Origin of the sequence: Nonomuraea sp. NPDC048892 (assembly GCF_040649735.1) — a bacterium.
GTDB lineage: Bacteria > Actinomycetota > Actinomycetes > Streptosporangiales > Streptosporangiaceae > Nonomuraea > Nonomuraea maheshkhaliensis.
In genome coordinates this window covers 542,908-560,120 of record NZ_JBEZFZ010000006.1, presented here as the reverse complement: position 1 = coordinate 560,120, position 17,213 = coordinate 542,908, and the positions used below count along the sequence as shown (strand labels likewise).

At 70.2% G+C, this 17,213-nt stretch carries 16 protein-coding genes; 8 read left to right on the top strand and 8 right to left on the bottom strand.

Annotated elements, in window-relative coordinates; translation table 11 throughout:
* Window positions 1-338 precede the first annotated feature (338 nt).
* Window positions 339-605, top strand: coding sequence for a hypothetical protein (locus AB0C28_RS23790; RefSeq protein WP_106246008.1), 267 nt, complete (start codon window positions 339-341; stop codon window positions 603-605).
* 303 nt (window positions 606-908) lie between these two features.
* Here AB0C28_RS23790 and AB0C28_RS23785 read toward each other — a convergent pair whose 3' ends face one another.
* On the bottom strand, window positions 909-1,472 hold the full coding sequence (locus AB0C28_RS23785) for a C40 family peptidase (protein ID WP_358077309.1): 564 nt from the start codon (window positions 1,470-1,472) through the stop codon (window positions 909-911).
* A 364-nt stretch (window positions 1,473-1,836) separates the two neighbouring features.
* On the opposite strand from AB0C28_RS23785, the gene AB0C28_RS23780 reads away from it, so the two are divergent.
* Both AB0C28_RS23780 and AB0C28_RS23775 read left to right on the top strand, forming a co-directional pair.
* Window positions 1,837-2,103, top strand: a complete 267-nt coding sequence (locus AB0C28_RS23780; protein ID WP_346100866.1) for a hypothetical protein — start codon at window positions 1,837-1,839, stop codon at window positions 2,101-2,103.
* A gap of 363 nt (window positions 2,104-2,466) precedes the next feature.
* Window positions 2,467-2,844 carry an STAS domain-containing protein gene (locus AB0C28_RS23775; protein WP_358077306.1) on the top strand — a complete coding sequence of 126 codons (378 nt, stop codon included), beginning with the start codon at window positions 2,467-2,469 and terminating at the stop codon, window positions 2,842-2,844.
* Here the strand turns inward: AB0C28_RS23775 and AB0C28_RS23770 are convergent.
* From AB0C28_RS23770 to AB0C28_RS23745, 6 genes are all read right to left on the bottom strand, one after another.
* The gene (locus AB0C28_RS23770) at window positions 2,771-5,011 is read right to left on the bottom strand and encodes a terpene synthase family protein (protein WP_358077304.1); all 2,241 of its coding nucleotides are present in this window, start codon (window positions 5,009-5,011) and stop codon (window positions 2,771-2,773) included. The genes AB0C28_RS23775 and AB0C28_RS23770 overlap by 74 nt on opposite strands.
* 19 nt (window positions 5,012-5,030) lie before the next feature.
* Window positions 5,031-6,407: a family 2B encapsulin nanocompartment shell protein gene (locus AB0C28_RS23765; protein WP_358077301.1), complete on the bottom strand. Its 1,377-nt coding sequence runs from the start codon at window positions 6,405-6,407 to the stop codon at window positions 5,031-5,033.
* A 31-nt stretch (window positions 6,408-6,438) separates the two neighbouring features.
* Window positions 6,439-7,848, bottom strand: coding sequence for a family 2B encapsulin nanocompartment shell protein (locus AB0C28_RS23760; protein WP_357846525.1), 1,410 nt, complete (start codon window positions 7,846-7,848; stop codon window positions 6,439-6,441).
* Between the two features lie 30 nt (window positions 7,849-7,878).
* On the bottom strand, window positions 7,879-8,820 hold the full coding sequence (locus tag AB0C28_RS23755; protein ID WP_358077298.1) for a 4-hydroxy-3-methylbut-2-enyl diphosphate reductase: 942 nt from the start codon (window positions 8,818-8,820) through the stop codon (window positions 7,879-7,881).
* A gap of 12 nt (window positions 8,821-8,832) precedes the next feature.
* Window positions 8,833-9,882 (bottom strand): polyprenyl synthetase family protein, encoded by a 1,050-nt coding sequence (locus AB0C28_RS23750; RefSeq protein ID WP_357846659.1) that lies wholly within the window; start codon window positions 9,880-9,882, stop codon window positions 8,833-8,835.
* 202 nt (window positions 9,883-10,084) lie between these two features.
* On the bottom strand, window positions 10,085-10,354 hold the full coding sequence (locus AB0C28_RS23745; RefSeq protein ID WP_357846521.1) for a hypothetical protein: 270 nt from the start codon (window positions 10,352-10,354) through the stop codon (window positions 10,085-10,087).
* Between the two features lie 95 nt (window positions 10,355-10,449).
* Here AB0C28_RS23745 and AB0C28_RS23740 point away from each other — a divergent pair, with 95 nt between their 5' ends.
* From AB0C28_RS23740 to AB0C28_RS23720, 5 genes are all read left to right on the top strand, one after another.
* A complete protein-coding gene (locus tag AB0C28_RS23740) occupies window positions 10,450-11,631 on the top strand; it encodes a zinc-dependent alcohol dehydrogenase (RefSeq protein ID WP_357846519.1) in 1,182 nt (393 codons plus the stop codon).
* A gap of 63 nt (window positions 11,632-11,694) precedes the next feature.
* Window positions 11,695-12,744: an NAD-dependent epimerase/dehydratase family protein gene (locus AB0C28_RS23735; protein ID WP_358077295.1), complete on the top strand. Its 1,050-nt coding sequence runs from the start codon at window positions 11,695-11,697 to the stop codon at window positions 12,742-12,744.
* Window positions 12,745-12,842: 98 nt separating this feature from the next.
* Window positions 12,843-13,316 carry an ATP-binding protein gene (locus tag AB0C28_RS23730; protein WP_358077293.1) on the top strand — a complete coding sequence of 158 codons (474 nt, stop codon included), beginning with the start codon at window positions 12,843-12,845 and terminating at the stop codon, window positions 13,314-13,316.
* A gap of 89 nt (window positions 13,317-13,405) precedes the next feature.
* Window positions 13,406-14,305 carry a dihydropteroate synthase gene (gene folP / locus AB0C28_RS23725; RefSeq protein ID WP_358077290.1) on the top strand — a complete coding sequence of 300 codons (900 nt, stop codon included), beginning with the start codon at window positions 13,406-13,408 and terminating at the stop codon, window positions 14,303-14,305.
* A gap of 13 nt (window positions 14,306-14,318) precedes the next feature.
* Complete coding sequence (locus AB0C28_RS23720) at window positions 14,319-14,726, top strand: DUF1992 domain-containing protein (protein WP_358077287.1); 408 nt, start codon at window positions 14,319-14,321, stop codon at window positions 14,724-14,726.
* A 47-nt stretch (window positions 14,727-14,773) separates the two neighbouring features.
* Here the strand turns inward: AB0C28_RS23720 and AB0C28_RS23715 are convergent, their stop codons facing one another.
* Window positions 14,774-17,086: a glycoside hydrolase family 6 protein gene (locus tag AB0C28_RS23715; RefSeq protein ID WP_358077284.1), complete on the bottom strand. Its 2,313-nt coding sequence runs from the start codon at window positions 17,084-17,086 to the stop codon at window positions 14,774-14,776.
* Window positions 17,087-17,213: the final 127 nt, after the last annotated feature.

The following is a 17,213-nucleotide window of genomic DNA, read 5'->3' as shown; positions in this document are numbered from 1 at the left end:
CCCTCGGGCGCACGCCCGGATACGCCACCGGGCGTACGCGATATTCAAGTTTCGGGCGATCCTTGTCTAACCGGTGGTGAACTAATACGCGGGTATTCTCGCGGAGAGCCAAAACGGATGCCGATTTCCGGCCTTCTGATGGAGCGTAAATGCCGGGCGCGGTCGACGGGCGTGAAAACACCGTGCCAAGAAACAGAGGTTCCGGCTTGACTCCCAGCAGGGCCAAACGAGTTGCGGTTCTCGCCGCCTGCCGCGATTGTTATTGGCGGCACCTCACAGCCCTGCACAAACGACTATGGCGTCGGGATTTCCGCGCCGATCCATGGAGGAAAGCACACATGATCCGTCGCATTCTCGCCGGTGCCGCAATCGCGGCCGTCGCACTCGGTTTCTCCGCGTCCGCGGCCTCGGCCGACGTCGGCCCCAACCCGCACAACAGCGGGCAGAGCATTCTGAGCCAGTTCAGCATCCTGGACGACCTGACCGCGCTGAACGACGTCCTCAACGACTCCGTCAAGTACGTGGACGTGCTGACCATCGCCCACCTGCAGGACATCGACGCCGACGTCCTGAGCAACGTGGAGAACTCCGGCGACAACAACTGACGACTCCTCACATGGCGTAGGCAGGAAGGTGATCGGCGACTTTCCGAACATGCGGAGAGCCCGCCCGGCCAAGATCGTCTTTCTGGTGCCTTGAGGTAGGCCGAATGTACGGGCCGTGGACATCGCGACCACGGCACTGGCTTGGTGCGCACCGAGCTACGCGCATCGCGCGGTCCGGGTCGATCACTGCAGGACGACCCCGGGCCGCGCGATCGTCGTTTCCACCGGACGCACGCTGCCCGACCGGCTGCCCGACCGGCTGCCCGACCGGCGCCCGCCGGTCGCACCTGCCGGCGCCCCGCCTCACGCCGGCGGATCGAGGTTCGCCGCGGTCTCGCTCGGCCGTACGACTCCCATGAAGGTCGGCCGATCCAGCGGATCCACCCGGACGAACTGCCCGGTCTGCGGCGCGTGCACCATCCGCGTCGCGTCCACCGCCACGGCGACGTGCTCGGGCCCTGGACTGCCGGGGTCGTTGTCGTAGAAGACCAGATCCCCCGGCTCCACCTGCTCCTTGGCCACGCGGATCCCCGAGCGCCACTGCTCGTGCGTGGTCGTGCCGATGAGCACCCCCGCCCGCGCCCAGGCGTACTCCGTCAGGCCCGAGCAGTCGAAACCGAGCGTCCTGGCGCCTTTCCCGATCCCGAATCCGGGCCCGCGCACCCCGCCGCCACCCCACGAATAAGGAATTCCGATCATCTCCATCGCCGCCCGCGCCGCGATGGCCCCGGCCCCTGAGCGCAGCGCCGAGACGGGCCGGCATATTTGCGCGGGACAGCCGTCGACGGCCGCCGCGGCAGTGGCGGGAAACGCGTTGACAAGTGTGCCCGCCAGCACCGCCGACAGCGCCGTCCTTATTCCGTTCATGGCATGTTCAGCGCTCCTCGACTCGTTTATGCCGAGCCCGTGGTCACGGCGTTCTGCCGTTAACATTCCGCCCTGCCTATGCGGATAAAACGCCCTTTGGTCAGGTGGGGTGCGCGTATGGCCATAAGATGAAATATTGCCGTCATGCCGCCCGGGGCAAAGCGGGACCACTCGGCACATATCCCGACTGGGGATGATCGGCAGCCAAGGAATTGGTGCGCGTATTTGACTTCGACTTAGCGTGGCCGGGTTGCGGCGCGCCGACAGGTCGCGAGATTGTTATTCAGCGAATCTCACAGCGCTGTGCGAGTGATTCACGATGACGCGCATCCCGCGCCGATTCCGACGAAGGAGAAACAAACAAATGATCCGTCGCATTCTCGCTGGTGCAGCGATCGCGGGCTGCATGTTCGGGATGTCGGCCACGAGCGCCTCGGCCGACGTCGGTCCCAACGCGTTCAACAAGGGCAAGCAGATCCTCAGCCAGCTGAGCATCCTCGACGACGCCACGGTGGCCAACGACGTCCTCAACGACTCCGTGAAGTACATCGACCTCGGCACCTTCCTGCACCTGCAGGACATCGACCTCAACGCTCTCAGCAACCTGGAGAACGTGGGCGACAACAACTGATCGCCCGAGGGCGGGGCGGCTCGACGCCCAGGTCCGCGTTCCCCGGTGTGACGGCGCTCCGGCAGCCACGAACCCCTCGTGGCGGCACCTTGCCGGAGTGTCTCCCCGCCGGTCGCGTACGCGGAGCCGGGCGCGGCCGGTCACCGTCCTCGGTAGATCGCGCATCCGAACAGGCAGGTGTCCGTCAAGCCCGCAGCCGGCGCGGGTACGGCCCGCCTGTTCGGAAAGCGCTGCCTGCCAACATTCACCCTAAAAACGGTCATAACACGGCGAAGAATACCTATTAATTAATTCCTCGTGTAGCCTGTATTTCAGGAAATTCGGCAATATGACCCCCAGAGTGTGTGTTGGGGGGTGCGGGGAGTGTGTAGCGTCCAGCAGCGACTGCTCTATCAGGACGAGCAGCTGAGCATCACCGTGGTGATGGCGTCCGCGGCTCCGGTCGTCACACTGACCGGCGAGATCGACGCCACCAACAGTCCGGCGCTGGCCGGCGTCCTGGCGAGTTGCCGCCAGAACACCGGCGAGAACGCCGTCGTCCGACCTGACCCCTGCCCTTACGTCGACGTCGACACCGGGGCGCTGACCTTCATCGACGTCTCAGGACTGCGGGTGCTGGTCATGCCCGCGCTGCCCGCAGGGCAGCGCTGGATCCGATTGCACAACGTCACGCCGGCTCAGCGGCGGCTCCTGCGCATGATGGGGTGGTACTACCAGCCCACGGTCCACGCGCCCCTGTGAGCTCGATCAGCGCGGCCGAGGTGCCCAGCCCCGTGGGCCCGCCGATCCGCCACTGCGTCGCGCGGTGGTGGCGGAGGAGCGACGGCTCGTCGTAGCGCGAGCACTGGCGGTGCCAGTGGGCGACGCCCGCCAGCCAGTCGCGGAGCTCGGCCACGAAGGCGTCGAGGTCCTGCCGCGCGTCGGCGTCGAGGCCGAAGTCGGCGCAGACGATCGGCAACTCATGCGCCACGATGTGCTCGAACTGCCGCACCCGCGAGGCCATCAGATCGTTGACGATCTCCAGCGCGGCCGGGTAGTCGCAGTCGAAGAAGTTCTGCACTACCAGGACGCCGTTGTGCACCTCGCCGTCGAACTCGATCTCCTTCTGGTACGAGAAGACGTCGTTGATCAGCATCCCGGCGTCCATGATCGCGTTCTGCAGCGCCACCATCGGGCCGGTCGCGTAGAGCTCCCTCGGGATCGCCTTCGAGCGCCGCAACCGGCACAGGCTCATCGTCAGCTTCGAGCCGAAGGTGTGCCGGCGCATCTCCAGGTAGTCCACCGGGTCGGGAATGTGGTGGGCGATCTCGCCGGCCAGCTCCCAGAGCCAGGACGCGCACATGTCCTCGACCGACACGCGCAGCTCCCGGCGGTCCTCGACCGGCATCGGCCCGGCCGTCCTGGCCCAGATGTCGGCCAGCCCCCGCTCCAGCGCGCCGACCGGCGGCGGCGGGGCGGAGCAGTCGAGCGGCATGAGCTCCTTGAGCCGGTCCACGCACACCTTGGCCGCCGACAGGTTACGGGTCCTGCCGAACACGGCGGGGAAGTAGTCGTCGCCGTACGTGCCCCAGGCCAGCCAGAACGAGGCCAGGTCGAGCTCCTCCGGTGCGGCGTCCGGATGCAGGCCCGCCGCGCACAACGGCAGGTCGTAGTCGATCACCTTCGCCTCGTCCCACACCGCCGTGCCGACCACCCCGTTCTGCGGCTCCAGCATGCCCGTCTCCCGGCACCAGTCCACGGTGTGGCGGCGTGACCGGTCGAGGTGCGGCGACAGCCTCAGGTCGAAGGGCACGTACAGGTCGGGAATGCGCGAAGGACCCACGCGCGGGTACGGCACGTGCGCGAAGTTCCGCAGCCGCTTGGCGCCCAGCACGTCGATCGCCGACGACATGCCGAGCGGCCGGCTCGCCCTGGCCCGCGCGTTCATGTAGCGGCTGGAGCGCAGGTGCCACTCGTGCCCGCCCGACTGCCAGTCCTGCAGCCCCTTCACGTACGCCAGCACCTCGGCCGCGCCGATCGGGTCGATGGCGTGCTCCGCGAACAGCGGCCCCAGCTCGAACGCCGCCGTGTGCTCGAACTGCTGCATCCGCGAGGTCAGCAGATCGTTGACCGCCTCGGCGGCCTCCTGCGTGCCGCAGCCGAGGAACGTCTCCAGCACCAGCACGCCGTTGCTCAGCTCGCCCTCGTCACGGACCTCACGCTCATAGGAGAACAGGTCGTTACGCAGGTGCACGGCGTCGGAGAAGGAGTCGCGCAGCACCCGCATCGGCCGCGAGGCCGCGATCCTGGCCGGCACCTCGGCCGCCACCGCGTGCTCGACCAGCCCGGCCGACCAGGGGGCGCCGCCGACCTTGCGCCGCATCTCGATGTACTCGACCGGGTTGGCCACCCGGCCCCTGTTGATGTTGGCCAGCTCCCACAAAGACTCGTCGAGCAGGTTGCGAGTGCTCTCCGCGAACCGCGCCCGCCAGTCGGCGGACATGCCCGGCACCGTACGCGGCCACAGGTCGGCCAGCCCGGCCTCCACCGGACCGGCCGGCTCGGGCACCGTCAGGTCCAGGCCCATCGGCATGAAGGCGGCCAGCCGGTCGAGATACCGCTTGCCGCCCTTGAGGTCACCCGTGCGCTTGAAGACCTCCAGGAAGTGATCGTCGAAGAAGAAGACCCACACGTACCAGTCGGTGATCAGACTCAGCTCGGCGCCGTCGCAGTCGGGATGGGTGTAGGCGCACATCAGCGGATAGTCGTGGGCGTCGAGGTCGGCCTCCTCCCAGACGCCCGAGCCCTCGAGCATGCCCATGTCGCGCGCCCACTGCGTGGAGTGCGCGCGGGCCTCGTCGAGGTGCGGGTTGAGCCGGGCCGGATACGGCTGGTAGAAGTCCGGCAGTTCGAACGGCTGGGACATCATCGCTCCTTCACGTGAACGGTCAGCGCGTCACCTCGACGTTCTCCAGCACGCCGAGCGCGTCAGGCACCAGGACGGCGACCGAGTAGTAGGCGCTGACCTGGTAGGACGCGATGGCTCTGGCGTCGATGCCGGTGAAGCGCACGCTCAGCCCCGGCTCGCGCTCGCCGGGGACGCCGCGGCGGTGGAGGCCGACGACGCCCTGATCCTCCTCGCCGGTGCGCAGGACGAGGATCGAGGTCGTGCCCTGCCCGCTGATCGGGATCTTGTCGCAGGGCAGGATGGGCACGCCGCGCCACGCGGTCATGCGCGCGCCGTCGATCTCGACGCTGTCGGGATAGAGACCCCTGGCGGTGCACTCGCGGTGGAAGGCGGCGACGGCGCGCGGATGGGCCAGGTAGAAGCGGGACTTCTTCCTGCGGCACAGCAGCTCGTCGAGGTCGTCGGGGGTGGGCGGGCCGGTGCGGGTGTGCACGCGCTGGCCGGGGTGGGCCTGGTGGAGCAGCCCGAAGTCGCGGTTGACGATCATCTCGCGCTCCTGCGACTCGCGTACCGCCTGGATGGTCAGGCGCAGCTGCTCCTCCTTCTGGTCCATCGGCTGGTTGTACAGGTCGGTGACCCGGTTGTGGACGCGCAGCACGGTCTGCGACACGCTCAGCTCGTACTCGCGCGGCCCCGGGTCGTAGTCGGCGAACGTGCCGGGCAGCGTCACCTCGCCGCGGTGCCCGGCGGCGGTGGCGATCTCGGCCTCGCCCTGCTTGTTCTGCGGCGCGGCCCTGCTCGCGCGGTGGGCGGCGAGCCGGTCGCGCAGCGCCGGTGACCGCTCGGCCAGCGCGTGGAGCTCCTCCCAGCGCAGGAACAGCACCGTGCAGGCGGTGTCGGCCGCCAGCGTGCAGTCCCACGGCTCGCCCTGGGCGGGCTCGTCGGCGCTGGCGTGGTCGCCGCCGGCCAGGACACCGGCGAAGGTCCGGGCGCCGTACGCGCCCGCCCGGAACCTCCGCACCCGCCCGCGCGCGACGACGACCAGCTCGTCCGCCGGCCGCCCGGCCCGCACGATCGTGTCGCCAGGCTCGTACTCGCGCTGCTCGAACCGCTCGGCGACCAGGTCGAGCACCTGGTCGCCTGCCAGGCCGTGCAGCGGCGGCAGCTCGGCCAGGGTCGGTGGGACGACGTGGATCCTGGCCCCGGTGTTGGCGAAGCTCACCCGGCCGCCGCCCACCGGATAGGTGAGCCGCCGGTTCACCCGGTAGACCCCGCCCGCGACGTCCACCCACGGGAGCACCCGCAGCAGCCAGCGCGGGGAGATCTCCCGCATCTGGGGTGACGTCTTGGTCGTCGTGGCCAGGTTGCGCGCCGCCGAGGTGTCAAGGCTCGACCTCTGGCCGGGCTCCGCTGTCATCACACCAACTCCTGACGAGAAATGAGAGCGGTTAGCCGTTCCTGCCGAGCTCGACGTCCTCCAGCACGCCGAGCGCGTCCGGCACCAGCACGGCGGCCGAGTAGTAGGCGCTGACCAGGTAGGAGATGACGGCCTTCTCGTTGATGTTCATGAAGCGGACCGACAGGCTCGGCTGGTACTCGTCGGGGATGCCGGTCTGGTGCAGGCCCACGACACCCTGGTTCTCCTGCCCGGTGCGCATGAGCAGGAAGGACGTCGTACGGGTGCCAGAGACCGGGATCTTGTTGCACGGGAAGATCGGCACACCCCGCCAGGCCGGCACCCGGTGGCCGCTGACCTCACTCGACTGCGGGTAGACGCCGCGCTTGCTGCACTCGCGGCCGAACGCGGCGATGGCCTGCGGGTGGGCCAGGAAGAACGACGGCTCCTTCCACACGGTCGACAGCAGGTCGTCGAGGTCGTCGGGGGTGGGCGGGCCGGAGCGGGTGCGGATGCGCTGGCCGAAGTCGGCGTTGTGGAGCAGGCCGAACTCCCTGTTGTTGATCAGCTCGTGCTCCTGGCGCTCGCGCAGGGCCTCGATCGTCAGACGCAGCTGCTGGTCGAGCTGGCTCATCGGCTGGTTGTACAGGTCGGAGACGCGGCTGTGCACGCGCAGGACCGTCTGGGCCACGCTCAGCTCGTATTCGCGCGGGGTCTGCTCATAGTCCACGAACGTGCCGGGCAGGACGGCCTCGCCGACGTGGCCGGCCGACATGTTGATCGCGGCCTCGCCGTAGTCGTTCTGCTCGCGGTCGCCGCTGGTGCGCCAGCGCTCGACGTGCTCGCGCAGCGCCGGGGCCTGCTCGGCGATCTGCTCGAAGTCCTGGCGGGAGAGCGTGAGCACGGTGGTGGCCGTCTTCGCGCGGGCCGAGAACTCGTGCCGGCCGCCCCCGGCCAGGGTCAGCTCGCCGAAGTGGTCGCCGTCGGCCAGCACGCCGAGGTTCTGCTCGTCTCCGTACGAGCCGTGCCCGACCTTGGCCACGCGGCCGTGCGCGATCAGCACGAGCCGGTCCACCTCGCCGCCCTCGGAGACGATCTCCTCGCCCGCCTCCACCTCTCGCTGGCTGAACCGGTCGGCCAGCGCGCCGAGCACGTCCATGTCGTCGAAGCCGCGCAGCATGGGCAGCTCGGTCAGCTCCGCCGGGATCACCCGCACCTCCGCGCCCGTGGTGGTGAAGGTGATCCGGCCGTCGCCCAGCGTGTACGTCAGCCGCCGGTTGACCCGGAACACGCCGCCCGAGCACTGCACCCACGGCAGCAGCCGCAGCAGCCACCGGCTGGTGATCTCCTGCATCTGCGGCGGCGTCTTGGTGGTCGTCGCGAGCTGTTTGGCCGCGTCGGTACTGAGGCTGAGCTGCCCGTTGCCGTTCTCGGGCGCCGTGGTGTGCGTGGTTTCCGTCATCGTGGTGCACCGCCAATCTGTGGATGGGACCTAGCGAGGGTTGCGGGAGGATCGGAGTTCGAGCGGCAGCGAGAACGTGAGGGTCTCCTCCGTCAGCGTCACCTGCTCCACGTCGGCGTATCCGCGGGCCGAGAGCCAGGCCAGTAATTCGCCGACCAGGCTCTCCGGCACGGACGCGCCGGAGCTCACCCCGACGGTCGCGACGCCGTCGAGCCAGCGTTCGTCGGCGTCGCAGGCCCGGTCGACCAGGTGGGCGGCGTGCGCGCCCGCGTTGAGCGCGACCTCGACCAGGCGCCGGCTGTTGGAGGAGTTCGGCGAGCCGACCACGATGACGAGCTCGCACTCCGGCGCGATCCTGGTGATCGCCTGCTGGCGGTTCTGGCTGGCGTAACAGATGTCGTCGCTCGGCGGATCGACCAGGCCGGGGAAGCGCTCGCGCAGCGCCGTGACGGCCCGCATGGTCTCGTCCACGGCCAGCGTGGTCTGCGACAGCCAGCTCATCCGGCCGGAGCCGGCCGTCGCCAGCTCGCCGGGCCTGGCCGGGTCCACGACGTGGATGCGGTCGGGAGCCTCGCCGAGCGTGCCCTCGACCTCCTCGTGCTCGGCGTGGCCGATGAGGACGATCTCGAAGCCCTCGTCCGCCATCCGCACGGCCTCCTTGTGCACCTTCGTGACCAGGGGGCAGGTGGCGTCGATCGAGCGCAGGCCGCGCCGCCCGGCCTCGTCCTTCACCGCGGGCGCGACGCCGTGGGCGGAGAAGACGACCAGCGCGCCGTCGGGGACCTCGTCGAGCTCCTCGACGAAGACCGCGCCGCGCCTGGTCAGGTCCTCGACCACGAAGGTGTTGTGGACGATCTGTTTACGCACGTAGACGGGGGGTCCGAAGCGTCTCAGCGCCTCTTCCACCGTCATGATCGCGCGTTCCACGCCCGCGCAGTAGCCGCGCGGGGCAGCGAGAAGTACCCGTCCCATCCGGGGGTCCCCTTACTTGGTGCGGTGGGCGAGCTGGTCGGCCATGAGGGCCAGCACGCCGGCGGCCTCCGGCTTGATCTGCGCCCGGCCCAGAGCGGTCATGGCCTGGCCGACCCGTTCATCGATCATCTGCTCGACCCTGGCCAGCGCGCCCGTGTCGATCAGGATCTGCCGCACCTGCGCGGCGTGCTCCTCGTCCAGCGCCGGATTGCCGTGCCAGGCCCGCAGCTGGACGAGCTGGGCGGCGGAGGCGTGCTGCACGGCGTGCGCGAACATCACCGTCTGCTTGCCCTCCCGCAGGTCGTCCAGCGCCGACTTGCCGGTCTGCGCCGACGAGCCGAACGTGCCGAGCACGTCGTCGCGCAGCTGGAACGCCTCGCCCAGGGGCACGCCGAAGCGGGAGTACTCGTCCAGCAGCTCCAGCGGGGCGCCGGCCAGCGCGCCCCCGATCTGCAGCGGCCGCTCGACGGTGTATTTCGCGCTCTTGTAGCGGATCACCGTCAGCGCCTCCTCCTCGGTGGCGCCCGAGCGGAGCTGCGCGAGCACGTCGAGGTACTGGCCGCTGATGACCTCGGTGCGCATGGTGTCGAACACGTGGTGCGCGGAACGCAGCCGCGCGCCCTCCACGCCGCACGAGGACAGCAGCGCGTCGGACCAGGCCAGGCTGAGGGTGCCGAGCAGGATGCCGCCCGCCCGGCCGAACGCCTCCGCGCCCGGCCCGTCGTGCAGCCCGGCCAGGCTCATGTGGACGGTCGAGCGGCCCCGGCGCAGCTCGCTGCCGTCCATGATGTCGTCGTGGATCAACAGGCCCGCATGACACAGCTCAAGGGCGGCGGCGGCGCTGATGATCTCCTCACAGTCGTCGCCGCCGGCGCCGCGCCAGCCCCAGTAACACAGCTGCGGCCGGACGCGCTTGCCGCCGCCGAGGATGAACGAGGACAGCAGGCCGTAGGCGGCCTCCACGCCCGGGTCGGAGACCTGGGTGCGCCAGGTTTCCAGGAATCCGCTCAGCCGCTGATCAATGCGTGAACCAAGGGAATGCTGGGTGAAGCCCACCGGCATACGCACGGCTCCTTCTCTCTCCAGTCGGTCACTACCCCTAGTTACTCATCGAATACGGAGAGTGTAAAGCTTCTGCCACCGCTTGACCATGGGCAGCCCGGAAGAACGCCAGGTCGCCGGCGTCATTTCGAGGGCACGACAAAACGGCCCCCCACGGGTGTCGTCACTCGTGGGGGGCCCGAAGAAGGTCAGAGCGGGCTGGTTACGGGGTGAGGGGAGGCTGCTGCCGGTCCGTGAGCGGCTGACCGCCGAGCTCGAACGTCATGCCGCGCGGGCCGGCCATGCTGATCACCGGGCGTCCGAGCAGTTCGCTCGCCCGGTGCACCGCCTCCTGGAAGTGGCGCTGGAGCTCCGGGTCGTCCACGGCGGACAGGCGGAGCGAGCCCTTCTCCGCGAGCTCCTTGGCGAGCCATTCGGACATGTTCCCCCGGAAGCGGGCGGCCTCGTCCGGGGTGAGGGGGGTCGGTGCCATGAGGGCAGTCTAGGCGCTCGCCTCAAGGCCGGAGCCGTTTGGAGAGCTGCGTGGGGGTATGCGGCTTTTGTCGCCTCTGGCTGAGGAGAACGAGGATGAAGGCAGTCACTTGGCACGGTAAGCGTGACGTGCGGGTCGAGGACGTCCCCGACCCGTCGATCAAGGAGCCCACCGACGCTGTCATCAGAGTGACCAGCACCGGGATCTGCGGCTCCGACCTGCACCTGTACGAGGTGCTCGGGCCCTTCATGGCCGAGGGCGACATCCTCGGGCACGAGCCCATGGGCGTCGTCGAGGAGGTCGGGTCGGCCGTCTCCGGCATCCGGCCGGGCGACCGCGTGGTCGTCCCGTTCAACATCGCCTGCGGCCACTGCCACATGTGCGGGCTGGAGCTGTACGCCCAGTGCGAGACCACCCAGGTGCGCGAGCACGGCATGGGCGCCGCCCTGTTCGGCTACACCAGGCTCTACGGCCAGGTGCCCGGCGGGCAGGCCGAGTACCTGCGGGTGCCCGAGGCCCAGTTCGGCCCGATCAAGGTCCCCGAGGGGCCGCCGGACGAGCGCTTCCTGTACCTCTCCGACGTGCTGCCGACCGCCTGGCAGGCCGTCGCGTACGCGGAGCTCCCCGAGGGCGGCAGCGTCACCGTCTTCGGGCTCGGGCCGATCGGCCAGATGTGCGCCCGCATCGCCCGCCACCTCGGCCACCGCGTGATCGGCGTGGACGGCGTCACCGCCCGCCTGGAGATGGCCCGCCGCCACGGCATCGAGGTGATCGACGCCAGTGAGGTCACCGACGTCCCCGGCGAGATCCGCGCACGCACCGGCGGGCGCGGCACGGACTCCGTCATCGACGCGGTCGGCATGGAGGCCCACGGCTCGACCGCGGCCAAGCTCGCCCAGACGCTCACCGGGCTGCTGCCCGGCGCGGTGGCCGCGCCGCTCATGACGAACGCGGGCGTCGACCGGCTGGCGGCGCTCAACCAGGCCATCGACGCCGTCAGGCGCGGCGGGGTCATCTCGGTCATCGGCGTCTACGGCGGCATGACCGACCCGATGCCCATGCTGCGCATGTTCGACAAGGGCATCACGCTGCGCATGGGCCAGGCGCACGTCAGGAGATGGATCGGCGCGCTCATGCCCCTGGTGACCGACGACTCCGACCCGCTGGGCGTGATGGACCTGACCACGCACCGGCTGCCGCTGGAGCGGGCGCCGCAGGCGTACGAGATGTTCCAGAAGAAGTCCGACGGCGCGGTGAAGATCCTGCTGCAGCCGTAACGTCGCAGGTCACCGGTGGTGGATCGACGTTTCGTGGCCCGGGGGGCGGGCAGCGGAGCACCCATGAGAGTCGTCGTGGTGGGTGCTACCGGGAACGTCGGCACCAGCGTCGTACGCGCGCTGGCCGCGGACGAGGACGTGAGCTCGATCGTCGGGGTCGCCCGCCGGCTGCCCGGCTGGCGGATCGACCGCACCGACTGGCGGCGGGCCGACGTGGCCACCGACGACCTGACCAGGATCTTCGACGGCGCGGACGCCGTGGTGCACCTGGCCTGGCTGTTCCAGCCGACCCGGCATCCCGAGGTCACCTGGCGGGCCAACGTGCTGGGCAGCATGCGGGTCTTCCGCGCCGTGGCGGAGGCGGGGGTACCGGCGCTGGTCCACGCCTCGTCCGTCGGGGCGTACTCGCCGGGGCCGAAGGATCGGCCGGTCGACGAGAGCTGGCCCACGCACGGCTGGCCGGGGGCGGCGTACGGGCGGGAGAAGGCGTACGTGGAACGGGTGCTCGACGTGTTCGAGCACGACCATCCTCACGTCCGGGTCGTACGCATGCGCCCCGGTTTCATCTTCCAGCGCGTCGCCGCGACCGAGCAGCGCAGGCTGTTCGGCGGGCCCTTCGTGCCCAGGCGGCTCGTCAGGGCGGGGCGGATCCCGTTCGTGCCGGACATCCCAGGACTGCGGCTGCAGGTGCTGCACGCCGCCGACGCGGCCGAGGCTTATCGGCTGGCCGTCACCAAGGAGGTGCGGGGCGCGTTCAACATCGCCGCCGAGCCCGTGCTCGACCCGCACGACCTGGCCGAGCTGCTCGGCGCCCGCACGGTCCCGGTGCCGCGCGGCCTGGCCAGGGCGGCGGTGGCGGCGGGCTGGCACCTGCGGCTCGTGCCCGCCGCGCCAGGGCTGCTCGAACTGTTCCTGCGCATCCCGGTCATGCGGACCGACCGCGCGCGGGAGGTGCTGGGCTGGACCCCGCGGTACTCCTCGTTCGAGGCCATGCGGGAGCTGTTCGAAGGCATGCACGACGGCGCGGGGATGGAGACCGCGCCGCTGGCGCCCGACGGGGGGCCGATGGCCCGCGTTCGCGAGCTCGCCACCGGCATCGGCGGACGCCCGTAACCACATGACTGTGTGTAAGATCCGGCCGCAGGGGAAGATGTCAGATCACGCGGGGTCCTGAAGCGTGGCCGGTGTGTCGAAACGGCACGGAGGAGCGCATGCGTACCCTGATCGCCCAGGACTTCACTCTCCAAGACCTGACGAAGCTGCGCCACGCCGTGTCCGAGCAGGCCAGAAGCTGCGGGCTGCACGGCCCGAGGCTCGACGACTTCGTGCTGGCGGTGCACGAGAGCGTGGTCAACGCCATCGAGCACGCGGGCGGGCGCGGGCGGTTCAAGCTGTGGACGGTCGACGGGGTCATCCGCTCCGAGACCAGTGACCGGGGCGCGGGCATTCCCAAGGCGTACATGAACGGCGCCAAGCGGCCTTCCGACGAGTCCCACACCGGGCGGGGGATCTACCTGATCAGGCGGCTGTGCGACGCCGCCGACTTCCGCACCGGGCCCGGCGGCACCACGGTCCTGCTGACCATGCGGTTACCACGGGAGAGCGGTCCGAGGGCGTCGAGGAGCATGCGGCGCATCCGGGTCACGGCGCCGGGCGGGCGCCCGTTCGGCCGCTTCACCGCGTGAGCCTCCGCGTGATCGCCGCGCCCGGATCCCGGGCCGTCTGACCTGGCCGGGCGCCGGGTAGGCTCAAGGCGACGGAAAGGGATCACTACGTGAGCGGCGAAGAGCTTTCCCCCGGGATCATCTCTCCTGTCCGGCGCATCGGACGGCGCGAGTTCGATTTCAAGCGCCAGGTCGCCATCATGGCCATCGTCAACAGGACGCCCAACTCCTTCCACGACCAGGGCAGCACGTTCGAGCTCGACCGCGCGGTCGAGGCGGCGACGCGGGCCGTGGACGAGGGGGCCGACTGGGTCGACATCGGCGGCTTCGCCTTCTCCGCGGCCCAGGCCCACATCGACGTGGCGGAGGAGATCGACCGGGTGGCCCCGGTCATCGCCAGGGTCAGGGCCGCCACCGACGCGGTGATCTCGGTCGACACCCACCGCCCCGAGGTGGCCAGGGCCGCCCTTGAGGCGGGCGCCGACGTCATCAACGACACCAACGGCCTGCGCGAGCCCGGCCTGGCCGAGGTCGCCGCCGAGACCGGCGCCGGCGTCATCGTCACCCACAGCCTGGGCGGCCCCGGCCGCCGGGTCTTCCGGCCGAGCTACGCCGACGTCGTGTCCGAGGTGGCCGACTTCCTGCGCGAACGGGTCTCGGCCGCGCTCAAGGCCGGCATCCTGCCGGAGAAGATCATCATCGATCCCGGCCACGACCTCAACAAGAACACCTTCCACTCCCTGGAGCTGACGCGCCGGCTGGAGGAGATCACCTCGATCGGCTACCCCACGCTGGTGGCGCTGTCCAACAAGGACTTCATCGGCGAGACGCTCGACCGTCCCCAGGGCGAGCGGAAGGAGGGCACGATCGCCGCCAACGTGGTCTCCATCCTCAAGGGCGCCCGCATCCTGCGCGTCCACGACGTCGCGGCGACCGTCGCGTCCGTACGCATGACCGAGGCCGTGCTCGGCTGGCGCGGCCCCGCCGCCCCCAGTCACAACCTGGCGTGAGGAGAGCACATCCGTGAGCGACCGCAAGCCCGTCGGCATGCCCTTCGAGAGCTGGATCGACCGGCAGATCCGCGAGGCCGAGGAGCGCGGCGAGTTCGACGACCTGCCCGGCAAGGGCAAACCGCTGCCGAACCTCGACCGGTACCTCGACGACATGTGGTGGATCAAGCAGAAGGTCGAGAGCGAGGGGCTGTCCATGCCCCTGCCGCCCACGCTGGCACTGCGCAAGGACGCCGAACGGGCCCTGGCCGAGGCACACGGGGCCCGCTCGGAGACCGAGGCCAGGCGGATCGTGACGGAGATCAACGAACGGATCCGCGAGGCGATCAGGACGGGGCTGTCCGGGCCGCCGCTCAACCTGATGCCCTTCGACGCGGACGAGATCGTCGCGGAGTGGCGCCGGGCCCACAGAAAGAGGTGACCGGCCGGCGACCCGGGTCAGGCGGGTCGCCGGCCGGCCGGGTCATCTCAGTTGACGGGCGGGTAGGCGTTCTGCAGCAGCTGCCTGAACTGGGCGGCGAACCACTGCCCTGACAGCGGCGCGTCGGCCAGCGCCCCCGACATGTTGTTGCCGTTGAGGTCGTTGCCGGGGTAGGTCGGGTCGCACATCCGGTCGAACTTCTTGCCCTCGTCGTTCGGGATGTCCTCACTGGCGCCGTCGGACTCGCCGGGCGGCTTGATCCAGACGTAGGCGTCGAGGCCGCCGGCCGGAGCAGCGGTCGGCCGCGCGCCCAGGCCCGCGCCGCTCTGGTTGCACCAGTTGCCGGCGTGGATGCGGCGGTCGGTGCGCGACTGGTTGACGAACTCGTCCACGTTGGTCGACGTGCTCGGGCCGCTCGGGCGGGCGCTGCCGCCCCAGCCGTTGCGCGAGGTGTCGATCAGCATGCCGAGGCCGGAGCGGAAGCCCTTGGCGATCAGGGCGGTGCGCAGGGCGACGGCGAAGGACTGCTCGTCCACGTAGTAGTTCCAGTCGACCCACTTGGACTGGCGCACCGAGGTGCCGTTCACCGTGGTGTTGATGGTGAAGTGCGGCTCGGTCGTCGCCGAGTAGTTGGCGGTGTTGACGATGAAGCCGTCCACGCTGTCCACGCCAGCGGTGGTGCCGGCCACCGTCTCGTAGAAGAGGTTGACGGAGGGCTGGAAGTTCGAGTCCCAGCCGAGCCACGCGTGGTGGGCGGCGTCGATGTAGGTGTAGACGTTGGTGATGGCGTGCAACTGGTTGAGCGCGTACCGGACGCCGTCACGATAGCCGCCGGCGCCGTTGGCCTCGCGGCAGTCGGCGAACCTGTCCAGGTTGGTGACGAGATTCGGCAGCGAGTCGGGCTCGATGATGGTGACGATGCGCAGGTTCGCGTAGGCGGACTCGCGGAGGATGGCCGCGATCGGGTCGATGTACTCCGTCTTGTAGCGGTTGAAGCCGTCCTCGGAGATGCGCAGCTCGCCGTTGGAGGCCAGCGCCGAGCAGTCGCGGTTGGGCAGGTTGTAGATGACGACCTGGATGGTCAGCGGCGCGGAGCCGTTGGCGGCGTCCTGCCTGACGGCCTCGTCCAGGTGGGCGCGCAGGCCCATGGCGCCGGACGCGCCGGCGATGGCCGCGATGCGGTCCATCCACACGGCCGTGGAGACGTTGGCGACCGCCGAGCCGCCGGGCTCGGCCGCGGCCCTGGCGCTCCAGTTCGGGTTCACGTAGCCGGTGGCTCCCGCGTACGGGTTCTCCACGTGGGTCGGGGTGGGCCCGCCGTCGTCGTCGGCCTCGGTGGCGGTGACCGTCCGCGAGGTCAGGCCGGTGGAGGCGACGGTGAAGGTCCGGCTGCCGGCGGCGGTGTCGGAGTCCTGCGCGGCGGCCAGGGTGACCGTCTGCGGGGTGTTCCAGTTCGACGTGGTGAAGGCGAGGCTGCCGCCGGAGGAGACGGTGAGGTCGGCGTCGCCGCTGCCCGCCGTGGTCGTGACGGTCACGCCGGAGGCGGGCTGGGCGGCCAGCCGCACGGTGAAGGTGCCGGTCGAGCCCTCGGGCACGGTCACCGCGGTCGGCGTGACGACGAGCGACTGCTCCACGGTGGCGTCGTCGTCGACCTCGGTGGCGCTCACCGTGGCGCCGGTGACGCCGGTGCCGCTGACGCTGAAGGAGGCGGTGCCCGCCGTGGTGTCGGAGTCCTGGGCGGCGGCCAGGGTGACCGTCTGCGCGGTGCTCCAGTTCGACGGCGTGAAGGTGAGTGAGGCGCCCGAGCTGACGGTCAGGTCCGTGTCACCGCTGGTCCGCGCGGTGGTGACGGTCACGTTCGAGCTCGGCGCCGAGGAGAGCCTGGCGGTGAACGTCGCCGTGCCGCCCTCGTTGACCGCGACCGCGCTGGCGGAGGTGACCACCGACGGGGTGGTGGGGGTCGTGCCGCCGCAGGTGGTGCCGTTGACGCTGAACGAGGTCGGGTTCGGGTTGGTGCCGGACCAGGTGCCGTTGAAGCCCACCGAGACCGAGGCGCCCGTGGCCAGGCTCCCGTTGTACGGCATGTTGGTCCCGGTCACCCGGGAGCCCGACTGACTCCAGTTGGCCCCCCAGCCGGTGGGGGTGTAGCGCTGCGTGGTCGTCGGGTAGTCGAAGGCCAGCGACCACGACGAGATGGGGTCGCCGGTGTTCTTCAGCGTGATGTTCGCGGTGAAACCGCCCTGACCAGGGCTGCTCGTCCACGAGTTGGCTGTGTAGGTCACGTCGCAGGCGACGGCGGCGTTCGCGGCCGTGCTCTGGCCGGCGACGAGCCCTAAGGCCGCGACACTCGCGGCGGTCATGGTCACGGCCCATTTGCGGAGGCCGCGGTGGAGTCTCACTTGCGATCATCTCCAGTGCTTAGGTGGCTGGGAGCGCTCCCATGGTCTGTCGCGGCCGGATCCGTGTCGAGAGCCCGCTTGATCGCGG